The organism is Hydrogenophaga sp. (assembly GCF_011772445.1).
Lineage (GTDB): Bacteria > Pseudomonadota > Gammaproteobacteria > Burkholderiales > Burkholderiaceae_C > Hydrogenophaga.
Genome location: NZ_WVZN01000013.1, coordinates 148,600 through 171,063, shown reverse-complemented (window position 1 = coordinate 171,063; position 22,464 = coordinate 148,600). Strand labels below are relative to the sequence as shown.

Sequence of the window (22,464 nt, the reverse complement as noted above, 5' to 3'; positions counted from 1 at the left end):
CGGGCACACAAGGGCAATGCCGTACTCGTTTGTGGCTCTACTACGGTGAAATATCCGGGCTAACAGCTCGATCAGCGTGAAACCGCGATCCACGCGAGCACATCGGTCCAGCAGCGCCTCACCAGTTCGCATACGCGCTCCCATCGAGTGCGGTACCGGTGGACGAGGAACGCACGTCATACACGTCCGCGCCCGGCGCGGGTCGGTCCGGGGGAGAGGCGTAGCTGCGCAAACGCCATGTCTGTTCGGGGGACAGGTTCGCGTCAGCGAATGGATCGCGGGGAACCTGCCGCAGAAAGTACCAACGTTGGCCTCCACTCGCGGCGCGTGCGTCTGGCACGCCCTCAACCAGCGTCCGAAGACTGGCGGGATATCCGGACTCCGTGAGCCTGGCGTCGATCAGTCCCTGGTCGACGTGACGTTTGTAGGCGTCGACCGCGTCACGGATCTCCCACAGGGCTCGGCGCAATTCGCGCTCCTTCTGGGAGGTGACCAAGGCTTCGCCCAAAGGCATTACGGCGGCGGCGAGCACGCCCAGAATGCCCATCACTACGAGCAACTCGATCAGCGTGAATCCACGCGTGCGCGACCGGAGCGCTGTCGACACCTTCACGGTTCAACCTTCTGCGTGAGGCCGGAGCGCTGCAAGTCGGTCACCACGCCATTAGGGCCCTGCGCATCAGCCGTTTGCACTCGCCATTGCGCTTCGCCCGCGGCTTTGGCCCGCACCCGCAGCAGCACCGCCTCTCCAGTGCCGCGCACGCCCTGCGGCGCGTTGGACAGCAGACCGACACTCACCCGGCCCTCGGTCGGATTGACGGCGTGCGTGAAGCTGCTCGGTGCGGACGAACGTTTGAAGAAGCCTCCCTCGATCACGCCGAGGATCTCCAGGCGATCGGCGGGAAAACGCAGGTCCATGGGCAAGCCGGTGATGGCTTGCCCGGCGGCGACTTGAACGGCCACGGTGAACACATCGCCGACCTTGACTTGCTCGGGACCGCGCAGGCCGACGGTCACACCCGATGGCGGGGCTTGCTGCGGCTCGCTGGTGTCACGATCACGCGCCGCCGGTGCCTGGCCAGACGGCGAGGCGCTGGGGGCTGCCGCCTGGCGCATGGCATCCCTATCTGCGGCGGTCCGCAGCGCCGCCGGCAACTGCGGGCGTGTGAAGTTCTCCGTCCCCACCCACATCTCGGCGGAAGCCACGTCCACGCGAGCCGCGCTGCGCAAAATGCGCGGCGTGATGGCCAGCACGAGCTCCGTGCGGTTGGCGTCGTCCTTCTGGCTGGAGAACAGGCGGCCGGCGATCGGCAGGTCGCCCAGGCCAGGGACGCGGTTCGCCGTGCGCCGGTCCTCGTTGCTGATCAAGCCGCCCAGGATCTGCGTCTCACCATCGCGCAGGCGCAGCATGGTGTTGGCGTTGCGCGTGCCGATCTGATAGGCCAGCGTGCCGCCGGGGCTGCGCACCTCACCTGCCAGAGAGCTGACTTCCAGACCCAGCTTGATGGTCACCTCGTCATCCGGAGACACGATCGGCTCCACTTCCAGTTTCAGCCCCACGTCGAGATAGTTGACGTTCTCCGAGACGAAGCCACTGGACGCTGCCGTGGTCGTGATCACCGGCACCTTGTCGCCGATCAGGATGGTGGCCTTCTCGCGGCTGCGGGAGCGGATACGGGGGTTGGCGAGGGTGTTGAAGTCGCCCACCTCACGGCGCAGATTGATGAGCAAACCCGCCACGGACACGCCAACGCGGCTGGAGTTGATAGACCGCAAGCTGTCAACCGTCAGCGTCGTTTGCCCTGGCAGCGGCAACGGCGTGAGCGTTACCGAATTCGGGAAATTCAGCCCCAGTTCGGTCAGGCGTGTGGTCTTGACCTCCAGCACCTCGACGTCGAGCATGACCTCCGCCTCGCCCATGTCGTGCAGCGCCACCAAGCGCTCGGCCAGGGCGATGACCTCCGGCGAATCCCGCATCGCGATGAGGTTGGCGCGTTCGTCCACGAAGGGGGGCTGAACGCGCAACATGCTTTGCAGCAGCGTGGCGGTGGTCTTGGCCTGCGCGTGCGACAGGTGGAACACCCGCACCACCTGCTCGCGGTGCTCCTTGTGCTTCTCCATCGTGTTCGGATAAACAAGCACCGTGCTCGGGTCCACGATGCGGCGAGACAGGTTGAAGGCCGAGAGCACCAGATCGATGGCGTCTTCCAGACGCGCCGATCGGATGAAGATGCTGGCGCGTTGGTCCACCTTCACGTCGCGGTCGATCACGAAGTTCACTCCGCTGCCGTCGCGAATCGCCTCCAGCAACGCACCGAGCGGCACATTGCGGAAATCCAGGCTGATGGGACGCGTTTCGCCCAGGGAGAGCTTGATGGCGTGGCCGCCTTGCAAGCGCTCTTCCCGCTCGACCTCCCGTTTCAAGGCCAGCAGATCGGGCTCACGCGGCGCCAGGACCAAGGCGCGGTTCAGCGTATGCAATGCACCTACCAGGTCTGCGGCGGCGCGTTGGCGCTGCGCTTCCTGAAGGGCCGACTGCGCGGCACGCGATGCCTTCAGGGTCTCCAGCAGTTCCGCGATGCGGGGGCTACCGGGTTCTAACGACTGCGCCCTTTCGAGCGACGCCTGAGCCGCGTCGAAACGGCCGTCCATGCGCTCCTGTGTGGCCTGGGCCACCAGCCGGGCCATCGCCTCGGCGCGGGTAGAGGCCAGGCCGGCACGCAACAGGGCGCTCTCGGCGTACCGGTTGACACCTTCACTGAGCGTGGAGATGGCCGCCTCGTACTGGCCTTCGCGCATCTGGGCGCTGGCCTTGTCGCGCAGCATCTGTTGCGCGCAGCCAGTTAGCAACACGAGGCCCAACACGCCCATCCAGAGCCGGCAAGCAATGCTGCTATCCATTTGCCGCTCCATCAGCGTGTCTCAAAGCTTGGCTCAGGCGGCAGAAGCAACTGGATCACCGCGTGCGTGGACGGATGGACCAATTCGACGCTGGCGTCGCCCAGCCGCTCGACCACGAAACCCTGCCCCACCTCTTGTCCCTGTTTCAGCGTCGCCAAGCTGCCGTCCTCCCACTGCACCAGCACCGATAGGCTGCCGTCTGGCGACAGGACTCGACCGAGATAGGTGAGTTGCGGGGTGGGTGGCGTGACCGCCACAGGTGCGGCATACACAACCGGAGCAGGTGGAGGTGCTGGTGGCGCAGGTGGTGGCGCCACGACAGGCGATGCGAAGGGGTCCCGATCCGCCAACTCCAACGGAGCACGAATTGGCAGCGATGGTGGCCAGTGATGCTGCGAATCGGAGGACAGCCCGAGCTGTGGCGACGCTGGCACCACAGCCTTCGGCACGGACTGGGACTGAACACCAGTGAGACGAACGCCTGTCACGCCGGCAGCAACCAGCACGGCTACTCCCAACACCGAGGCCATTTGACCCCGCGATTGAAAGCGGCTCATGAGGTGCCAATCAGGGGGTTTCATACATTACCCAGGACATCCGAGCCTCCACGGCCTCACCGGCTCCATCTCGTGTCTGAGAGCGCAACTGCAGGTTCAACATGGCAATGAACGGGTCGCCCTGCTGCAAGTCGATCTGCCAACGCCGCAGGGCGGCATAGCTTCCTTGAGCTGACCAGTCCATCCGCACGCTACGCAGACGTTGCGGGTCGGGAGACTCGTGTGTTGCAGACAATGACCGAAGCGTCACGCGCTGGGCCGTGGCGCTTTCAAATAGTGCGTTAAAGCGCTGATCGAAGGTGCGGCTCCACGAAGCTTGGTACGCAAGACCTGACGAATTCGCCGCCACCTGCGGCACGCGTACCTCGTCGCTTTGGACGTGAAGGTGATCAATTCGCTCAGTCAGCTCGAGGCGCTGTTTGAAAGCCGTCCCGCCCAAAAGCATCAGTCCAATGACTGCGAGAGATATTGCGAGAGAAGTCATTTAATTGGAAATAATTCGGTCGGGCAAAAATCCGCAAACGACGACGACTGTCATTGACCAAGTACCACGGCGCAACCCCCAGTTGCTCATTCCTTATAAGCACTGACCGTCTCCACAAATACCGACGTCGCCCTCATATCAAACCGCACGACACCGTTGTCGGCGCGAAGGCGTACACGGGCTCCATCCTTGACCACAGCTAGATCCAATACCATATTTTTCCCCAAGCCCTCTAGTTTCACGCTTTGAACGTCTGTAGCACACAAGCGTATCTGCACTCGATTGAATCCTGAAGAGGACCATTTTTTTGGGGGGAAAGATGGAAAATCCTTTAAATCAAACCGCAGCAGCGCTCGTGGTCCGTCACGATGTAGGCATATTTCATGGAGATCTATGCCCTCAAGTGTGGGAAGGTGCAAGCCATATATCGCTTTTATAGGCGCTGCATCCCGCAACAAATCGGTCCAGTTGCTCATTTTCTATCCTTTGCCAGCTTAAAAAACCCACTCACTCCATACGCCAAGCCTATCAATGAGAATGCGACTACAAGATTTCTGCGTCACCGCGATGGTTAGTACGCGTGCATAGTTTTAAAAATTGGAAGCGCCCTTCTAGGAGTCCTGCTGAAAGCAATATTTCACTTCGCTCCAGTTCCTCCCCTGCACCTCAACTTTCATTCGATGCTCGCCGGCAGACGAAGAAAAGAAGTCCAGCAACAACCTGTCTTGAACATCCTCAGTCAAAAAAACGAGCACCCCCTCTGAATTGATGTCAAATCCAAAATTATACTTTATTGTTGAAATGGGACCTGCAAGATACACACCACACGCGTCAGTGCGAGGCGTCCATATATAGACAGCCGAAGGGTTTGCACAACACAGCCTTTTGATGAAATCCAAAAATTGTGCTGAGCATCGCTCTGAGAACGGCATCTCGAAAGACTGCAGCGGTTCCGGATCAATGACCTTCGCTGCTTTCTGCAATGCAGCCGGCTGCTCAATCGGGCCCAATTCCGCCACGGCCACCGGCGCCCCCACCAATGGGGCCAGCTCTTCCAAATATGCCTTCAAGTGCGCTCGCCTTTGAATCTTCCGTGATAAGGATTTCTCCAACATTAGCAGCCGACCTTGGATTTGTCGTTTATGAGCGCGGGTCGGCCGTAGCTATTCTGGCGTCCAGACCCCGAAACTGGATCAGTCTTAACTCGCCCGACTCGCATTGCGGCGGCGCTTATATTTCCAGAGATCACAAACTCACCTCCCTATATTGGGCCCAGTCTTTCCATGACATTAAACATTACGTCCACTCATGACCAAACAACCCTTGCACCATCGGGCCCAATGTACTCCATGGCTTCAGCCCCTCGGTAGTCAGCATCCCCAATAGCGACACAAATGTGTCGCCCGCTCGACATTATCAAACAGACTTCACCCTCAGTGGAAATTAACTCCGCCACTTCATCGCCGATAATATCTGCATCCGAGCCACCAACGACACGGTAGCCATTAAAGATGTTCAAAATTGAGCCATCACTTAAACAAAATTGAACATAGTCATGAACTGGCTCAAATTTCACAATGCGTCGGCGCAACAGCAACTTCCGCACAATGTCCATCTTCAACCCCTAATCAATGGAAAAATGACTTTGACTATTTGGCAAGGTGCGCCCTGAGTATGGATCCACTCCTTGCCCCCCACGATTTTCATATTTTATGTATCCATTGGGATATCCAGGGCTACTACCACGCGCGGGCGTGGGATTCATGATGCGCATGGTATCAACCTGTCCGTTGGCCCCACCACTACCTCCGGTGAAAGCGGTCCCTGTCGTTTTGCCGGCCGGATTTACGACCGGAGTAGGACCTTCAGCCCCCTTCGGGACAGGATATGCGGTACCCCTTGGAGACACGATGAAATCCGGCGCATCACTTCCCCCTCTTGCGGAACGCCCACCGCCGCCTGCTCCACCACCCGCACACATTTCAGGCCCACAAAGCGCCGCATTTCTCTGAAATCGACTAGCCAACTGATTGAAGAGGTAACCATAGGCTGCAGTTTCCACGCCTTTCCAGAAATTCCCGCCTGTGAGTTCAGCCCCCACTCCTCCTGCGAAGGAAACCGCCGCACCCTGAAGAATCAACTCCTCTAAGCCAGCGTTAGGCGCCGGTTCACCCAGATAGAAGCTGGTGAGTTTCCCAAACAAGGCGCTCGTCGCTCCGGTATCACAGGCCCCACCGCCGGCAATTGAAGATGCGCACCCGACCAGCATATGGGCACCGAAGTGCGCAAAGCTGTATTGCCCATATATCTCGCCGATCTTTCCTGCCCATCCAAACGCTTGGTAAGTTGCCATGATGATGGCACCCACCTTTGCCGCCTCCGACATGGAACCCGTGCGTTGATAGGTGTAGTACGACGCCCAGATCGCCCCCCCACACCCTCCACATGCCGCAGTGAACGCAGTCGCGGCTATCTGCCCGATCGAGTACGCCCACTCGTTCGTCATGATGAAGTTGTCAATCTGCGCCTGCCCCGGGTGTGCGGAGATGAACTTGAACAGGTTCTTGGCCGTCGGCGCACGCCAGAACTTGTGATGCGCCTTGATGAACTTCTTCAGACTGAAATAGCCACTGGGATCGGTATAGGCCAGCGGGTTGTTCAGCACATACGCATAGCGGTTGAAGCTCTGCAGATCGTCCGGATGCTGGATGAACGGGTCCGCGCTCATGAAGCGCCCGATCAGCGGGTCGTACAGGCGCCCGTTCATGTGGACGATGCCCACCTCGTCGAGGTGCTCATGCATGGTGTAGCCGCGGTCGGTGTGCACGCCATACAGCGCATCCAGCACGTCACTCTGGCCGTCGACGTTCCTTCGTTTGCCCCAGGGGTCGTAGGCCAAGCGCTCACTCACGGCACCGGTTTCATTGGTGATCACCGCCACCGACCCCAGGTGGTCGTGGTGCAGGTAGCTCACCGTGGTGGCGGGTTTGCCGTTGAGGCTGCCCTCGCGCTTGACGTAGAGCGCGAAGGTCATGCTGCCGACTGAGACGTAGTGCTTATGCTCGATCAGGCCGTTGGCTTGAACGGTCTTCTCGTAGGTCAGGCCCTGGCTGTCGGTGCCGTTGAGGTACCAGGTTGTGCCCGGTTCCATGTGGCTGGGCGCGGTGCTGGTCAGTTCGACCGTCTGGCGAACGCGTTGGTGTTCGGGGCCGTAGGTGAAGGTGAGCTTCCGGTCGGCGACCACGTTGGTGGGGTCGCTGCAGGTGTTGCCATTCAAGGCCAGACCGGCCGGACAGCTATAGACCGGAGTGGCCGCTTGCGTTTGGACTTGCGTGGAGGAGCCTTGGCACGATGCCCCACTCAAAGTGGTACCGGCAGGACAGGTGTAGGAGCTTGCGGCGGCCTGCGTCAAGGTTTGCGCGCATGTGGCTCCGCTGAGCAAGTAGCCTGATGGGCAAATCCGAACAACCGTGAACAGGCACTTGCCGATCTGTTCGCCTTCCCACATGCCCGTTTGCTCAAAACCGATTTGGGTGGCGCCGAAGTCGGCCGCCCAGATCGGACAGGCGCTCGGTGTCACCTCGCCTCGTTCGCAGCGGTTGTAGGTCGCGTTGTAGGTGGCGCCGGGAACCGCGCAGTGGACGGTACCCGCTGTTGTACTAACTGTGGTGCAGTTGGATCCGTTGAGCGTGTAGCCAGCTGGGCAGCTATAGACCACGGTCGCAGGAGTGCTGGTCGGCGTGACCACCGTGCGTTCACAAGAGGTGCCATTCAGTGTGAAGCCGGCCGGACACGTGTACCCCGTCAAAGTCGCGGGGGTGGGCGTCCCGGGGCTGCAGACAGACCCATTGGGAATCGAGCCAGAAGGGCAACTGTAGACCGGCATTGCCGCCACGGTATGAGTGGTCGTTCCCTGGCAAGTGTTGCCGGACACCGTAGCACCCGCGGGACAGCTGTAGCTGGTCACCGCTTCGGCTTGCGTCACGACGCTGATGCAGCTTGAGCCCGATAACGTCGTGCCAGCAGGACATGAGTAGGTGATGCGGGGCGCGACACGGACAGTCAGCCCGACATCTTCCACGATGACCCAACCTTCTTGTTGTCGATAGTTGCGCCAAATCACCTTGGCGGTGAGGTTCGACGCGGTGTAGGTGCAGCTCGGCTGCGGGCAGAGTTCCGTCGCTGTGGCTGGTGCGCTGGTGCTTCTGGTGCATGTCATGCCGGACAGCGTGAACCCGACAGGGCACCCGTATACCGGTGTGGCGGCGAAGGTAGTGGCCTCTGTTTTGGTGCAGTTGGTGCCTGCGAGTTGATAGCCGCCCGGACAGGAATAGCCTGACACGGTCGCTGGCTCACCGTCTTGACCCAGATTTGCCCACTGCAATTCGCGGGGCATGTTGAAACTGGTGTAGGACTCCCAGCGCACGGTGTGGCGGCCGTGCGTCTCGTCTTCGCTCACCGTGTACCAGAGGTTGCCGTTGCCCATCGACAGACTGGCGCCGTTGGCCTGGATGCTTCGTGCACCTGCACGGCTTTCGTCGTAGGCATAGGACAACGCACGCGTGCCGGTATTGGCCACCGTGACCGAGCCGACCGCGCTCCAGTTCGATTCGGGCGCCAGCGTGACATGGTTGAGTCGGTTCGGCCGTTGCACGTCGTAGTGGTAGTAGCCGACGTCGCTCTTGTATTTGAGGTTGCCCCTCGCGTCGTAGAGCGTTTGTACGGACTGTACGCTCGACAGGCCTCCGCCCAGGGCGGTGTAGAGACTGAGCCGATTGAGTGCATCGTATTGAAAGCTCTCGCTGACCCCTGTATTCAGGTCGGAGCGCGTGAGCAGATTGCCCACCTTGTCGAAGCCGTAGTTGTGGCTCAGGACGTTGCCGTCGCTCTGACCCTGCAGCGTGGCGCGCACGCTGTTGAGTTTGCCGGTGGGCTGGTCATAGGCCCGCACCGTGGTGACGTTGTTGCCCTGCCTGTATTGCGTCACGCGCCCTTGCGGGTCCATCGCGAGCACTTCGAGGCTTACGAGCTGCGCGTGACCTGCGACACCGCCCCCTTCGACTTTGCTCAGGAAGCCGGAGCTGGTGTAGGTGTAGCTCGCGCTGTAGCCGGTGGGCCAAGTCTGGCTCGCCACGCGGCCAGTGTTGGGTTCGTAGGTCTGGCTGACTGCGGCCAGGCTTGTCGAACTGTCCAGCGCGGTCTCTGTCCTGTCCGGGCGCCCTTGCGCATCGTAGCGATGCAACCGTCGGTAGCCGTTGTCGGCGGTGGCTTCGCACAACTTGCCGACACTCAAGCCACAAGCGGTGGCATCTGCCTTTGTGTCAAAGTACCAACGGCTGACCAGGTCGGGCTCATTGCGTTGAACCATGCGCCCCAGGCGGTCGTACGCCATAGTGGCCGTCTGCCCCAGGCTGTCTTGCTGCCAGACAAGCTCGCCGTGTACGTTGTAGGCATAGTCCCAACGCCCCATGGCGGGGTCTTCCATGCTGGCCTTCTGGCCTCGCTGGGTGTAGGTGATTCGGGTAATCAAGCCAGCTGCCGTGGTTTGCAGCAGCTGCCCCAAGGCATCGTGAACATAGAGGACTTCACCACCCAGGTGGTCCACCAGCTTGGCTACGTTGCCACTCGCGTCCTTGTGCGTGGTTTTGATCTGACCCAAGGGATTGGTCACCGAGCTCACAAGGCCGCTGTAGGCCATCTGTGTCACAGCGCTGCCCCCGCTGCCATCCGGACTGGTTTCCGTGAGTGGTCGACCGATGGCGTCGTAGGTCAAGGTCGTCCAGTGCGGGTTACCCCCGCTCAGGCGATAGACGATGGACTTCTTTTCGATCTGGCCCAGTGCGTTGTAGTGCGTGTCCTGGACCACATCCTGGCCGTGGAAGTCTTTGGTCTGCGTGCGGATCGGCCGGTCGAGGGCATCGTGGAACTGAAGCTTGAGTGGTTCCAGTTGCGCGCCGTCGGCTCCGTGCACGGATTCGCTGACGTACCACACCAGGGCATGGGGTCCAACCGTGGTGGGGCACAAGGGATCGCGCGCTTGACCGACCACTTGGCACAGCTTGTAGTCCCAAACTGAGTAAGTACCGTCAGAGCGTGTCTCTCGAGTCTTGCGACCCCAGTCGTCGTACGTCCAGTTCGTCGCCAGGCCATTGGGGCCGACGAGTCGGGTAACGCCCCCGTGCCGGGGGTCGAACTGCTTGCTCTCGGAGTGCCCCAATGCATTGGTCACCGACGTGGGGAACATGCCCGCGACGTTGCTCAGGGCCACGCCGCCCACCGTGACGGCATGCGCCTGAAAGCTGCCTGTATTCGTGCGAGCGGTACCAGCGCTGGAGACCGAGTGGCCACTGGCGCCTGCGCAAGCACTGACGCTGCTGGACACCTGGTTGCCGAAGGTGTCGAGCGCGTAAGTCGTCCGCAGGCAATCGTCGGGGCGATCGGGCTCGACTGTCTCCGTGATCAATGCACCTTCTTCGTCGTACTCAAAGCTGCTGACCCGGGTCAAGGTGCTGGATTGAGCCCAAGCGGAGTTGGTCGCACACAGCACCGCCAGCAGCGCGAATCGGCTGGCCACTTCACGAATCTTCTGCATCCTACCCCTCCGGTCCCTGAATATATGGGCGGTTCTCGCTGTCTCAGTACTGGCTACTGCTCACAGTGGCCTTCTTCAGGCGTCCTAACTGCCATTGGTTGCCGCTCGCTTTGGCGGGGTAATACTCATTGACCGTCTGCTTGCGGTGTTTGAGAACGCCCCCATGGTGGATGTCAACCGTGATCTGCGTGGGATCACCAAACTGCCGAGTCGAACCGACGTCGTCTGGATAGCCTCCATAGATGTGAGAGGTCGAGACCTGCGGCATTTGCGCACCATTGAGGTCCCAGCCTTCCTCGACCGCCAGTTGGAGTACTGGCGCGTACACCTTGCCAGCCGCCCAGCTGCCGCAGGGGGCCGTTGCACTGGCGGGCGGCGCGCCCCCGGCGACAGAGTGGCTCAAGATGCATCCGTGCGTATTGGTTGTTCGATTCAGTACACCGCCGCTGCCCGCCCCGACGAGGCGGGTTTCGCTTTTGACGACGCCGCCGATCGTTGGCCAGGTCTGCGAGTACTCGGTGTAGGCCTCGATGCCCGTGGCCAACTCCTTGGACTTCATCCAGCGAAAGCCCAACACGCCACGCCCACTGCCGGGGTGGGCGGCCGAAGCGTGCTCGGCTTTCAAACCCCCATAGGAATAGCTCATCGCGTTGACGCCACCCAGCCCATTGCTTCGGGAGCTGGTGGCGACCAGTGGAATGGGATAGGTTGGCACTGACAGGGGATAGGCTCCAGCGGGTTCCCGCGTATGTACCGAGGGCGAGCTTTGCGAACCGTAGGTCCACTGCATGACCGAGGCGCTTGACGCCGCTTGCGTCATCAATCGTGGCAAACCGTTGTTCTGAACGGTATAAAGGTTTGTGCTGAACTGGGCGACCTGATTGCACTCGTGGTCACCGCACACCCACTGCATCTTCTTGCCGTGCAGCACCATCTGCGTTGAACCATCGCCTCGATTCCCGATCGCCTGCAAGGTAAGCGACTGAGGGTCAACGTTCGCCATCAACTGCGGCTCACCGAACACCGACCAGTTGCGCACCACGAACAGGCCTTGCTCATCAAAGAAGAAGGGCAACATGTGCAATTGACCTTGGCTCTGACGGGTTCCATACACCATGACGTCCAGCCGGCCATCGTGATTGAAGTCGCCCAACAGCCAATTCCAGGCACTGCCCACCGGTTGACCCAACGCAAACCACTGCGCTGCCTTGGCTTCGTAGCTGCCTTCTCCTTTACGAATATAGACCTTCATGGTGAGCGCGTCTTGCACCGGACCAGCATTAAAGATGCTGTCGTTTCTCAAATTGGTGGTGAAAAAGTCGACTTGCCCGTCGCCGTTCACATCGGCCGCAACAGCGAGCCATTCAGCGAAACTCCCGCTATCGACAAGCTGCTCCGCTTGAACCGAGAACCCTCCACCTGGGAAACCATGCAGCTCACGCACGCGAAGCCCGCTGGCATCTGCCTTGTAGACCAACAGATCGGTGATTCCGTCGCCGTTCAACTCTGTGGGAACGAGTTCCCACCCCGTCATACTGGAGGCGATGTGGGTCACCTCTGACTGCATGGAGAACCCACCCACACCGTTGGACAACAAGGCCTTGGTGATAAGACCATTGGGGCCCAGGTAGTACATCAACAGATCAGAGCGACCATCGCCGTTCAGATCCAGAGAAAGCGGCGCCCCCAATGCCCAATAAGACGCGCCTGTGTGCAGTTGATGGGCGTGGTGCGTAAAGGCTCCCGACGAAGTTCCGGTGGCCACCATCGTCCGAAGCCCTACGCTTGACGACGCGTCGTACGCAATCAGGTCCGAAATACCATCGCCGTTGATGTCCCCCGTCGTCATGGCCGCGTATCGAAAATCGAGCTGCCTCGTATCGAAGCCAGCGCTGACATTCATGGGCACGAACCCTCCGATTCCATTGGAGAGCATCACGCGGTACTGAATCAGCGTCTCATATGTGATGCAACCACCTTCGTCGCATGGGATGGCGTACTCGGAGTTTGGGGTCAGGAAGAGCACCAGATCTTCCAAGCCATCGCCATTGAAGTCACCCCCGTGCACTCGCTGGTTGGGCTCTTTTCGTCCAGGCGCTGTGTGCACCACATTGAGGGCAGGACTCGAGGTCGTCATCGACAAGGCGGCCTGAGTGACCCCTGAGGCCGCTCCTCGGTAGCTCAACACCACCGGATCGGTGCATTGATTCGACGGTGTGCACTGCTGCAAGGAGGCCGGCAGCGAACCATAGACACTCGAGTGCTCCGAGTAGACAACCCGCCACTCCATGACCGGGGATTCATCGACGAAGGCACGAATCCGCATTAACCTCGCGTCCAGCGTCTGTTTCGCGCCGGCAATGTAGACAATGGAGATGTCTGGCCGGCTCTCATACTCGAACCGCACAGAACGGTTCGCATAGCTCACGCGTTCAAGGCGATGGATGCCTTTGATAGCGTCCTTGAAATAGGAAAAATCGATCGCGTTGCCCTTCACATCGCGCATGCGACTCACCGACCAGGCATGCACGGCAGACTTGCCCTGGGCTTCCATGCGTGCGTCCACAGTCCCGCCCAGCTCAAAGACCATCCCTTCCTTGGAGAAGACGTCAAAGCGTTCGGGCCCGTTGACGGCGTTCCCGCCAGCGCTTCCGACAGCCAGCACCTTCTTGAAGCTATCCACTTCTGTGCGGTATTCGCTTCCAGCACTGCCGTACGCACCAGCGACATTTATCAAACGCTGGCCGTCGAGGCAAAAGCGGTCTTCAACGTTGTATTGGATTCGTCCTCGCATGCCATCAGTCGGCATGGTCTTTGCGCAGCGCGTCACGGCAGACAGTCCTTCCAGACTCCAACCCGCCCCCATGAGACCATTCCCCGCGTGGCTGTTGTAGACCAGCGCCAACTGAGGCTTAACCCCCGCCACACCAGGCGGGACCTGTATGGGCACCCGGAAGATCGCCGCGCCCGTGGGCGACACACTGAACTCAGCACCAAGTTTTCCCGGTGTATTCGGCTGCGCCGAAACCAAGCTCGCCCACATGAAGGCCGATACACCAACAAGCCGGCGCACCCGTTCGCGCATGGCTGCGCCTGCCTTGCTTGGCAAGAAAACTGACATGGGGATCCCTCCGCTGATTCAACGCCTCACGCTTGTGGCCGTGGCTCGTCAGGCGCGCGACATGGTCGCATTCAGGTTTTTAAACGTGAAGGAATGTAAGAGAGCGCTACACCACATGTCAATCGTTGTTCACTCAGGGTGATCACGAACTTGTCACTGTGAAGCTGGAGGCAGCTGAATCCGGCTATTTGATGCTACGAATGAAGTAGTGTTGAAGCAGAAACGCTTGATCTAAAGAACACTATTTCTCGCTCGACTACGCTTCACTCACATACTTTTATCGCTCATGGCGAGACGCCGCGCCACCCGCTCGGCCTGCATCGCGATCGTGCGCAGCAGCCCACCCGGCTGGCGGATGTCGAAGCCGACGAAGTGCAGGCCGTCGAGCGGTCCCTCGCCGTGCAGCACCGTGGGCAGGCCGCGCTCATCGAGCGGCAGGGGGTGGTCGGGAAACAGGCCCTGCAGCAGGGGCTGGTAGCCGGTGGCGAGCAGGATGGTGTCGAAGGCCTGGCCGCGTCCGTCGGTGAAGCGCACGCCGCCGCGCATGAGCGTGGCGATGCCGGGGTACACCGGAATCTCGCCGCGCTTGATGCGCGCGAGCGTGCCGACGTCGATCACGGGCGTCTTGCCCTCATGGCGCAACTGGCGCAGCGGCGACACGGCCGGTGTGCGCAAGCCCCAGCGCGAGAGATCGCCCACGGTGAGATGGCGCAGCAGCGTGGCACAGGCGTCGCCGATGGGCTCGGGCAGCTTGGCCAGCGCGATGCTGGAGAGTTGCGTGGGCCGGCCCAGCACGTCGCGCAGCACGATGTTGACCGGCGAGCGCACCGACAGCGCCACGCCCACGCCCTGCTCGGCCAGGTCGAGCGCGATCTCGGCCCCCGTGTTGCCCATGCCCACCACCAGCACGCTCTGGCCCTTGAAGGGCGCGGCGTTGCGGTAGGCGTGGCTGTGCAGCACGCGGCCAGTGAAGGCGTCCTGCCCCGGCAGCACGGGCGTGCGCGGTTCGCGGTTGGCGCCGGTGGCCAGCACCAGGTGGGTGGCGGTCCACACACGGCCGCTGGCGGTGTGCACGCGCCAGCGCGCCACGTGCTCGGCGGTCGGCCCGGCGGTGATGCGCACCACCGTCTGGCCACCCAGCGGCTCGATGCCGTGGTGCCGCGCGTAGGCCTCGAGGTAGTCCACCACGCCCTGGCGGGGCACGTAGCGCGGCGCCGCGTCGGGAAACGGCAGGCCCGGCAGGGCCGAGTGCGATTTGACGGTGTGCAGGTGCAGGCGCTCGTAGTGCTCGCGCCAGGACGACCCGGGCAAGGCGGCTTCGTCGACCACGGTGGACGACCGCCCCAGCAGGCGAAGGCTGCCGGCAACCGCGAGGCCCGCGGGGCCGGCACCGACGATGAGCACGGGGTGGTGATCGGGCGGGGCGGCGGCGGGCTCGGTCATGGTGCCCGCAGTGTGACGGGGCGCCCCGCTGGCGCGCCATCGGTGTTCCCCCGTGGCGCAACTGCCCCGCAATCAGGCCATCATGCCGGGAGCACGAGCCCGAAGGCCAGGCCGCTGGCCACGCCCAGTGCCAGGCCGGCGGCCACGTCGAGCGGGAAGTGCGCGCCGGTGTGCACGCGCGCCCAGCCGGTGCCCAGGGCCACGGCCGCCATGGCGGCCATCAGCGCGCCGCTGCCGGTGTGCGGCAGCAGCACGCCCAGCACGGCGCCCATCACCAGCGCGTGGCTGCTGGGAAAGCCCGCGCGGCCACCGTGCCCCAGGTGGTTGGCGCACAGACCCATGGCGAAGGGCCGCTGCGCCTGCCAGCGCCGCGCCAGGCGCTTGCCCGCCAGCTGCACCAGCCCGGCCCAGGTAAGGCACATCAGCGCCAGCCACGGGCCCAGCCGGTGCGGCAGCGAGACCAGCACCACGAGCACCAGCAGCGGCAGCCAGCTCCAGTTCGCCACCAGACGCGCCAGCGCGAGGCCGATGGCCGGCCCGCGTCCCGCGCCGATGCGGCGGAACAACCACACGTCGAAGCGCAGCCAGGGGCTGGCGTGGGAAAGGGTCAGCGTCGGATCGGGCATGCGCGCACTGTGCGGCGCGCAGATGACGTGAACATTAAGAACGTGTTCACCGTCCCGGCGCGGGTCGGGACAGTGAACACGTTCTATGCGCGACCGGCGCGCGGCTGGTCCGACGGAGCGTCGCGCAGCGCGTCGGCGCGCTCGCGCATCAGGGCGCGGTCGGCCTCGTTCTCGGTGAGGCCGGCCGCGCGCTCGAAGGCCTCGCGCGCCTCGTCGGCGCGGCCCAGTTGCTGCAGCAGGTCGCCCCGCACCGCGCTGAGCCAGGGGTAGCGCGCGAGCGCGGGTTCGTCGAGCAGCGGCGCGAGCACGGCCAGGCCGGCGGCCGGGCCGGCGTGACGCGACACGGCCACGGCGCGGTTGAGTTCCACCACGGGCGATGGCGTGATCCGCGCGAGTTCGGCGTAGAGCGCGGCCATGCGCGCCCAGTCGGTCTCGTTGACCGAGGCGGCGCGCGCGTGGCAGGCGGCGATGGCGGCCTGCAGCTGGTAGGGCCCGGGCGATTCGGCGATCAGGTCGGCGCGCGAGAGCGTGTCCAAGCCGCGGCGGATGAGCAGGCGGTCCCAGCGGGCGCGGTCCTGCTGCTCCAGCAGCACGGGGCGGCCTTGGGCGTCGGTGCGCGCGGCGCTGCGCGAGGCCTGGATCTCCAGCAGCGCCTGCAGGCCCAGCACCTCGGGCTCGCGCGGCATCAGGTCGGCCAGCACGCGCGCCAGACGAAGGGCTTCGTCGCACAGCGCGGGGCGCATCCAGTCGCTGCCGCGCGTGGCGGTGTAGCCCTCGTTGAAGATGAGGTAGATGACTTCCAGCACCGAGCCCAGGCGCTCGGCCAGCGCGGGGCCGTGCGGCAGTTCGAAAGGCACGCCGGCGTCGCGCAGGGTGCGCTGGGCGCGCACGATGCGCTGCGCCACCGTGGGCTCGGTCTGGAGCACGGCGCGGGCGATCTCGTGCGTGCTGAGGCCGCCCAGCAGCTTGAGCGTGAGCGCCACGCGCGCGTCGGCCGAGAGCACGGGGTGGCAGGCCGTGAAGATCAGGCGCAGCAGGTCGTCGCCGATGGGGTCGCGGCGCGCGGCGTCGACCTGATCGGCCACGTCGGGCGCGCGGTCGGCCTGCAGGGCCACCAGGTCGGCGGCGATGTCGGCCTCGTGCCCCTCCCGCGTGGCGCGCTGGCGCAGGTGGTCGAGCGCGCGGTTGAGGGCGGTGCGCATCAGCCAGGCCCCCGGCTTGTCGGGAATGCCGTCCTTGGGCCAGTGCTCCAGCGCGGCCACCAGGGCGTCCTGCGCGATGTCCTCGGCCACGCCGAGGTCGCGCACGCGGCGCATGACGGCGGCCACGACCTTGGCGGATTCGAGGCGCCAGGTGGCGGCGATGCGCTGGTGGATGGCACTGTGCATCGGTCGACGCGCCTCAGGCCTGTCCGTCCTGCTGGGCCTGTTGCGCGAACGCCGCCTCGTCCATGTAGAAGACCTCCCACTGGTGGCCGTCCGGGTCGGCGAAGCCGTGCTGGTACATGAAGCCGTGGTCCTTGGCCGGGTTGGGCGTGCTGCCGCCGGCGGCCAGGGCCTTGGCAACGAAGGACTCGACCTCGGCGCGGTTCTCGCACGACAGGGCGTTGAGCATGGCCGTGGCCTTGGCGGGCTCGGCCACGGGCAGGTGGGTGAAGGTCTGGAAGTACGGGCGCACCAGCAGCATCACGTAGATGTGTTCGCTGATGACGATGCAGGCGCCCTCGTCGTTGCTGAACTGCGGGTTGAGCGTGAAGCCGAGGCCGGTGTAGAAGGCGCGGGCGCGCGGCAGGTCGGCGACGGGGAGGTTGACGAAGATCTGGCTGGGCATGGTGTGTTCCTTTTGAGGGTGTGAATGATGAGGGAGGCGAAGGGCGATGCCATCATGTTTGCAGCATCTGGCGGAAGGCTTCGACGCTGGGGCCGTCGGCCTGGATCTCGTCCAGGTCGACGAGCTGGCGCACCTCGACGGTGGCGGGCTTGCCTTCGCCCACCGGGTTGGGGAATCGGCGCGACCACTCGATGGCCTCGTCGCGGCTGCGCACCTGGATCAGGGTGTAGCCGGCGATGAGTTCCTTGGCCTCGGCGAAGGGGCCGTCCACGATGCGCGGCGCGCCCTGGCCGTGGCGCACCTGCCAGCCCTTGCGGCTGGGGTGCAGGCCCGAGGCGTCGAGCAGCACGCCGGCGCGGGCCAGCTCCTGGTGGAAGCGCAGCATGGCGTCGAAGACGGCCGGATCGGGGCTGGGCGTGGTCTCGGCCTCGAACTCGGGGATGGAACGGACGATGATCATGAAACGCATGGGGATCTCCTGATCGGTGCGGGCGACCCATTTCGCCCGCTTCATGCCCACGACGGTCCGGGACACCGGTTTTCGACGGGGTCGATCTAGGTGAAAACCCTAGCCCCTGGATGACGCACCCGCATCGCGCCCCGGGCTCATTCCTGCGCCGCCGAGTGCTCCACGGCTTCCAGCAGCTTCAGCAGGTGTTGGCCCCGTTCCACCGTTCGGCGCGCCCAGCCGTTGATCCACACCCGGTACAAGGGCGAGAGCGTCGGGTCGTCGGTGAAGCCCTGGCGAATGGCATCCGGATCCCATGAGCCGGACAAGGCGGCCCGGATCGCCTTCACCCGTTCCTCATACGCCTGGGGCGGCGAGATGGCCTGGAAGGCGTTCTCCCGCTGGGCGCTGCATTGCTCCAGCAGCTGGCGGCACTGCTGGAGCGAAAAATCGCTGCTGCGCGTCAGTGCGCCACGCAACGTCTGTTCACTGTCACGTTCAACGGCCTGCGCAACGAAATGAGCAGCGACGGCAAATTGGCTTTCCTGCATGCCCTCTCGTTGACTCGAGGTGTCCAGATGGCTCAATGTCTGCGCGAATGCCCTGATCTCGGCAAACCGCTTCGGCGATCGTTTCGCATCGAACAGCATCTGTCGCAGTTCGTCGTCGTGGCCGAGATCCAACTGCATCCACAAGCGCCGCTTGTCAATGGGCTCAGGTGCCTTCGGCACGCGGTTCCCGTCCTCATCCTCGAATACCCAGCCCTTGCGCGACAACTCCTCTAATTGAGGTTGCAGCGCCGTGATCTGATCTACGTGCAACACGATCACCGGAACACAGGCCGGCACATCGAATCCATCGAGCGTCCTGACGTCGCCCTCGCCGAAGCCGGCCCATTGGAGGCGAATGGCGCCCGGAATTCGCCCGTCCTTCACTGTCCAGGTGCGCAGATCCAATGTGCGCAAACCACTGTCGATGAAAGTCCTTAGGAACTCAGCCCGTCCGCCCGACGAGGCCAACACCTCGACATTGGCGAATCTCAGCGCGCTGAGGGGACAGTCCGGGTGTCTGAGCAACTTCGCCAGTTCGCGCCAGACCTCGCGGCCACAGTGGCCGGCACCAAATCCCAACTCCAGATAGGTCGTGCGAAATTCCGGCCACTGGAACAGCTGATCCGGGCTGCCAGCCACCTTCCTCTTGAGCAAGCGATCCCAGCACTGCTGCTGATACTTGAAGGCCCCTGCCTCGTTGAATCTCGCCAGGTCCTTCACGCGCAGATTCGGCAACTGGGCGCCACACGCCACGAGCGTATCGACGTCGTCGGAATCCCCCATCTCGGGTACGACCAGGTACAGCCCCACCGGTCGCAGCGCCAGGGCCGATGCCTGCTTGTCCACCTGCCGGGGACTCCAGTCCCGCAGCTCGACCACGTCCAGCGCGGGATAGCGACGGGGGCCCTTGTCCACCGGGCCAAAGATCCGATCGAGGTATGCCTTCCGTTCACTGACATGCAGGCCGAACAGGTGGAGGATGGTTTCGCACGGTGGCGGCAGCACCAGGGTTCGAACGGGGCAGGCCTGGCTGGCCAGCACCAAGGGCAAGCCCCGCCAGGGACGCCCCTGCTGGAGCATGTCGGCCACGTTCAGTTCGCGCATGTCCTTGAAGCGGGGATCGGCCAGAAGGGCATCCACCTCCTCGGCCGTGAAGCCGCCGCACAGCAGTTCCTCCCACGCGTCGCGGACCAGGGTCTGAACCTCCTGCGCGCTGAGGTCCGACGGTGCGAACTCGAGCTGCACGCCGAGTTCGCTCGACAGGTCCTGCCAGCCCTTCTCCTGCGCGCTCGGGCACGTTTGAGAGGCAATGACCACTTTCTGGAGTGGGTGCCCGCGGGTGTGGGATTCGCGGAACGCCGCCTGCAAGCGCTTCACCTGTTGGATGGAAGGCACAACATAGCGCTCCCCGACCCGTACTCGCAGCCGCGACAGGTCCAGGGTCTGCACGTATCGCGACCACGGGTGCCCGCACAAGGCCCGGACATCATCGACCTTGCCCAGCTTCAGGATCGGGACGCAAGGCGGTTGGTGATTCCACAAGCCCTGCAGCGCCCAGAACAGCCGATCGGTCGCCTGCTCGCTCAGGGCGTCTTGCTGCGACAGATCCAGCACGCCCGCGGGCAAGGTCTTGAGCAGGCTTTCGACTTCCCGCTGCCCGCCATCGGACTGCAACAGCCTCCATACCCGCTGGCCAATCTCCTGCACCGAGGGCGGTGGTTTCGGCCCCTCCCCCATTTTTTTTGAAACGCCACCGCTTCCCGACACGCCACGCATTCCCGGTCTCCAATGAACACAAGGCTGCTTGCGTGCGGCCTCGCCCCCTGGAGTTCCCTGGCCCCGCGCGGCGCGGCCAAACGACTGGCTACGCGGGTCTCAGGCGCGGCTCTCGTCGAAGCACGGCGCCAGCCCGCGCACCTCCACCGTGGCCCATTCGGCCGCCGGGCACTGGCGAGCGAGTTCGATGGCCTCCTCGCGCGTGACGCCGTCGAGCAGGAAGAAGCCGCCCACCATTTCCTTGGCCTCGGCGAAGGGGCCGTCGAGCCGGCGCGCGGCGCCGGGCGCCTGGCTCACGCGCACGGCGCTGTTCATGCCCTCGAGCGATTCCACCGCCTTGAGCTTGCCCTGCGCGCGCAGCGAATCGCCGAAGGCCTGCATGCGGGCGTAGACCTCGTGGCCCTGGGCCTCGGTGCGTTCGGCGCGCTGGCCGGTGGGTTCGATGATGAGCAGCATGTAGGACACGAATTTCCCCTGTGAATGGATCAACCGGCATCGTATGCGGGGAAAGCGCGCGCGCCTTGACGTGGCAGGTCAAGCCGCGCCGCGACGTGATCGCCGAAGGCGCGCACCTTGGCCGACTGGCGCCGCTGCGCGGGGCTCACCAGGTGGATGGGCAGGTCGGGCGAATACCAACCGGGCAGCAACTCGATCACCTGGTGATTGAGCGCTTCGGCGCCGAACAACCAGCAGGGCGTGTGCGCCACGCCCAGCCCGGCGAGCACGGCCTCGCGCACCACCTCGGAGTTGTTGCATTGCAGCCGCCCGGTCACGCCCACTGTCTGCTGCGTGCCCGGGGGCTGGCTCGCGCCCTGGCCCGCAGTGAAAGACCAATGGTGCCGCGTGGCCAGGCCGGTGTAGACGATGCACTCGTGCGCCAGCAGGTCCAGAGGCTCGCGCGGCGAGCCCGCCGCGCCCACGCGCGACAGGTACTCGGGCGCGGCGTACACACGCCGCACGGTAGTGCCCACACGGCGCGCCACCAGGCTGCTGTCGGGCAACTCGCCGATGCGCACCGCCACGTCCACGCCTTCCTCCACCAGATCGACGAAGCCGTCGTCCAGGCGCAGGTCCACGCGCACCTCGGGGTGCAGGCGCAGGAACTCGGGCAGCAGCGGCATGATGCACAGACGCCCGAAGGCCACCGAGGCGGCCACGCGCAACCACCCCTTCAGGTGCAGCGTGCCGTCGCGCAACTCGGCCTCGGCCTCCTCCACTTCGGCCACCAGGCGCCGCGCCCGCTCGAAGTAGCGCTCGCCCTCGTCGGTGAGCGCCAGCGAGCGCGTGGTGCGGCTCAGCAAGCGCGCGCCCAGCGTGCGCTCCAGCGCGGCCACCTGCTTGCTCACCGCGCCCTGGGTGCTGCCCAGTTCGCGCGCCACCGCCGAGAAGCTGCCGCGCTCCACCACGCGCACGAAAACCTGCATGCCGGTCAGGCGGTCCATGCTTGCTTCCTTTCATTCCAGACTGGAATTTGATTTAGGCGAAAGAACAGTCTACCGGCGGATTCAAGCATCAATCACAGTTCGATCCACGCCGCGCGACGCCCTTCCACCCGACACCGTTTCAGGAGATCGAGATGAACACCGCCACCACCGCCCTCTTCCACGTGCCCTCGCGCGACGAGGTCAGCCCCGTCAACCAGGCCCTCTTCGACAACCTGCAGAAGGGCCTGGGCAAGGTGCCCAACCTGTACGCCACCCTGGCGCACTCGAACCAGGCGCTCTCCAGCTACCTGGCGCTGCAGAACGCGAAGTCGTCCGTCACCGGCAAGGCGCGCGAGGTGATCAACCTCGTGGTGAGCCAGTACAACGGGTGCGAGTACTGCCTGGCCGCGCACACGGTCATCGGCAAGATGCATGGCTTCAGCGACGCGCAGTTGCTGGAGATCCGCTCGGGCCGCGCCAGCTTCGACCCGAAGCTCGATGCGCTGGCGCGCTTCACGCGCCGGGTCGTGGAGGCCCGTGGCCACGCCAGTGCCGAGGACCTGCAGGCCGCGCTCGACGCGGGCTGGACCCGCGAAAACGTGGTCGATGCGATCGTGACCATCGGCGACAAGGTGATCACCAACTACCTGCACGGCGTGACCCAGGTTCCCGTGGACTTCCCGGCCGCGCCGGCCTTGAAGGCCTGAGGCA

General features: G+C 63.8%; 18 protein-coding genes. 1 reads left to right on the top strand and 17 read right to left on the bottom strand.

The features are described 5' to 3' along the window. Positions 1-118: 118 nt before the first annotated feature. The 17 genes from GTO19_RS06475 to GTO19_RS06395 form a co-directional block, all read right to left on the bottom strand. A complete protein-coding gene (locus tag GTO19_RS06475; RefSeq protein WP_291019342.1) occupies positions 119-613 on the bottom strand; it encodes a type II secretion system protein in 495 nt (164 codons plus the stop codon). Beyond that, the gene (locus GTO19_RS06470; RefSeq protein WP_291019339.1) at positions 610-2,901 is read right to left on the bottom strand and encodes a secretin N-terminal domain-containing protein; all 2,292 of its coding nucleotides are present in this window, start codon (positions 2,899-2,901) and stop codon (positions 610-612) included. The genes GTO19_RS06475 and GTO19_RS06470 overlap by 4 nt, the downstream gene beginning before the upstream one ends. Before the next feature lie 11 nt (positions 2,902-2,912). Then, positions 2,913-3,173, bottom strand: a complete 261-nt coding sequence (locus GTO19_RS06465; RefSeq protein WP_291019336.1) for a hypothetical protein — start codon at positions 3,171-3,173, stop codon at positions 2,913-2,915. A gap of 295 nt (positions 3,174-3,468) precedes the next feature. Continuing rightward, positions 3,469-3,942, bottom strand: coding sequence for a GspMb/PilO family protein (locus GTO19_RS06460; protein WP_291019333.1), 474 nt, complete (start codon positions 3,940-3,942; stop codon positions 3,469-3,471). Positions 3,943-4,028: 86 nt separating this feature from the next. Continuing rightward, the gene (locus GTO19_RS06455; protein WP_291019331.1) at positions 4,029-4,418 is read right to left on the bottom strand and encodes an Imm50 family immunity protein; all 390 of its coding nucleotides are present in this window, start codon (positions 4,416-4,418) and stop codon (positions 4,029-4,031) included. Positions 4,419-4,553: 135 nt separating this feature from the next. After that, a complete protein-coding gene (locus GTO19_RS06450; RefSeq protein ID WP_291019328.1) occupies positions 4,554-5,012 on the bottom strand; it encodes a hypothetical protein in 459 nt (152 codons plus the stop codon). Positions 5,013-5,248: 236 nt separating this feature from the next. Then, on the bottom strand, positions 5,249-5,563 hold the full coding sequence (locus tag GTO19_RS06445; RefSeq protein ID WP_291019326.1) for a hypothetical protein: 315 nt from the start codon (positions 5,561-5,563) through the stop codon (positions 5,249-5,251). A gap of 3 nt (positions 5,564-5,566) precedes the next feature. Next, the gene (locus GTO19_RS06440) at positions 5,567-10,534 is read right to left on the bottom strand and encodes an RHS repeat-associated core domain-containing protein (RefSeq protein WP_291019324.1); all 4,968 of its coding nucleotides are present in this window, start codon (positions 10,532-10,534) and stop codon (positions 5,567-5,569) included. Positions 10,535-10,577: 43 nt separating this feature from the next. Beyond that, the gene (locus tag GTO19_RS06435) at positions 10,578-13,655 is read right to left on the bottom strand and encodes an FG-GAP-like repeat-containing protein (RefSeq protein WP_291019323.1); all 3,078 of its coding nucleotides are present in this window, start codon (positions 13,653-13,655) and stop codon (positions 10,578-10,580) included. 267 nt (positions 13,656-13,922) lie between these two features. Further along, complete coding sequence (locus GTO19_RS06430; RefSeq protein WP_291019321.1) at positions 13,923-15,098, bottom strand: NAD(P)/FAD-dependent oxidoreductase; 1,176 nt, start codon at positions 15,096-15,098, stop codon at positions 13,923-13,925. Between the two features lie 80 nt (positions 15,099-15,178). Then, complete coding sequence (locus GTO19_RS06425; protein WP_291019318.1) at positions 15,179-15,724, bottom strand: phosphatase PAP2 family protein; 546 nt, start codon at positions 15,722-15,724, stop codon at positions 15,179-15,181. A gap of 83 nt (positions 15,725-15,807) precedes the next feature. Continuing rightward, entirely contained in the window at positions 15,808-17,112 is a 1,305-nt protein-coding gene (locus GTO19_RS06420; RefSeq protein WP_291019316.1) for an RNA polymerase sigma factor, read from the bottom strand. Positions 17,113-17,125: 13 nt separating this feature from the next. After that, positions 17,126-17,554 carry a VOC family protein gene (locus tag GTO19_RS06415; RefSeq protein ID WP_291019315.1) on the bottom strand — a complete coding sequence of 143 codons (429 nt, stop codon included), beginning with the start codon at positions 17,552-17,554 and terminating at the stop codon, positions 17,126-17,128. Positions 17,555-17,606: 52 nt separating this feature from the next. Further along, positions 17,607-18,023: a YciI family protein gene (locus GTO19_RS06410; protein ID WP_291019314.1), complete on the bottom strand. Its 417-nt coding sequence runs from the start codon at positions 18,021-18,023 to the stop codon at positions 17,607-17,609. Between the two features lie 137 nt (positions 18,024-18,160). After that, entirely contained in the window at positions 18,161-20,329 is a 2,169-nt protein-coding gene (locus tag GTO19_RS06405; protein WP_291019312.1) for a hypothetical protein, read from the bottom strand. 99 nt (positions 20,330-20,428) lie between these two features. Beyond that, on the bottom strand, positions 20,429-20,794 hold the full coding sequence (locus tag GTO19_RS06400) for a YciI family protein (RefSeq protein ID WP_291019310.1): 366 nt from the start codon (positions 20,792-20,794) through the stop codon (positions 20,429-20,431). Positions 20,795-20,814: 20 nt separating this feature from the next. Then, on the bottom strand, positions 20,815-21,771 hold the full coding sequence (locus tag GTO19_RS06395; RefSeq protein WP_291019308.1) for a LysR family transcriptional regulator: 957 nt from the start codon (positions 21,769-21,771) through the stop codon (positions 20,815-20,817). Between the two features lie 134 nt (positions 21,772-21,905). On the opposite strand from GTO19_RS06395, the gene GTO19_RS06390 reads away from it, so the two are divergent. Next, the gene (locus GTO19_RS06390) at positions 21,906-22,460 is read left to right on the top strand and encodes a carboxymuconolactone decarboxylase family protein (protein WP_291019305.1); all 555 of its coding nucleotides are present in this window, start codon (positions 21,906-21,908) and stop codon (positions 22,458-22,460) included. The last annotated feature ends 4 nt before the right edge of the window (positions 22,461-22,464 follow it).

Excerpts from the sequence above, each read along its gene's own strand:
- GTO19_RS06470 (WP_291019339.1), bottom strand. The coding sequence starts at position 2,901 with ATGGATAGCAGCATTGCTTGCCGGCTCTGGATGGGCGTGTTGGGCCTC.
- GTO19_RS06460 (WP_291019333.1), bottom strand. The coding sequence starts at position 3,942 with ATGACTTCTCTCGCAATATCTCTCGCAGTCATTGGACTGATGCTTTTG.
- GTO19_RS06455 (WP_291019331.1), bottom strand. The coding sequence starts at position 4,418 with ATGAGCAACTGGACCGATTTGTTGCGGGATGCAGCGCCTATAAAAGCG.
- GTO19_RS06440 (WP_291019324.1), bottom strand. The coding sequence starts at position 10,534 with ATGCAGAAGATTCGTGAAGTGGCCAGCCGATTCGCGCTGCTGGCGGTG.
- GTO19_RS06435 (WP_291019323.1), bottom strand. The coding sequence starts at position 13,655 with ATGTCAGTTTTCTTGCCAAGCAAGGCAGGCGCAGCCATGCGCGAACGG.
- GTO19_RS06430 (WP_291019321.1), bottom strand. The coding sequence starts at position 15,098 with ATGACCGAGCCCGCCGCCGCCCCGCCCGATCACCACCCCGTGCTCATC.
- GTO19_RS06425 (WP_291019318.1), bottom strand. The coding sequence starts at position 15,724 with ATGCCCGATCCGACGCTGACCCTTTCCCACGCCAGCCCCTGGCTGCGC.
- GTO19_RS06420 (WP_291019316.1), bottom strand. The coding sequence starts at position 17,112 with ATGCACAGTGCCATCCACCAGCGCATCGCCGCCACCTGGCGCCTCGAA.
- GTO19_RS06415 (WP_291019315.1), bottom strand. The coding sequence starts at position 17,554 with ATGCCCAGCCAGATCTTCGTCAACCTCCCCGTCGCCGACCTGCCGCGC.
- GTO19_RS06410 (WP_291019314.1), bottom strand. The coding sequence starts at position 18,023 with ATGCGTTTCATGATCATCGTCCGTTCCATCCCCGAGTTCGAGGCCGAG.
- GTO19_RS06405 (WP_291019312.1), bottom strand. The coding sequence starts at position 20,329 with ATGCGTGGCGTGTCGGGAAGCGGTGGCGTTTCAAAAAAAATGGGGGAG.
- GTO19_RS06395 (WP_291019308.1), bottom strand. The coding sequence starts at position 21,771 with ATGGACCGCCTGACCGGCATGCAGGTTTTCGTGCGCGTGGTGGAGCGC.
- GTO19_RS06390 (WP_291019305.1), top strand. The coding sequence starts at position 21,906 with ATGAACACCGCCACCACCGCCCTCTTCCACGTGCCCTCGCGCGACGAG.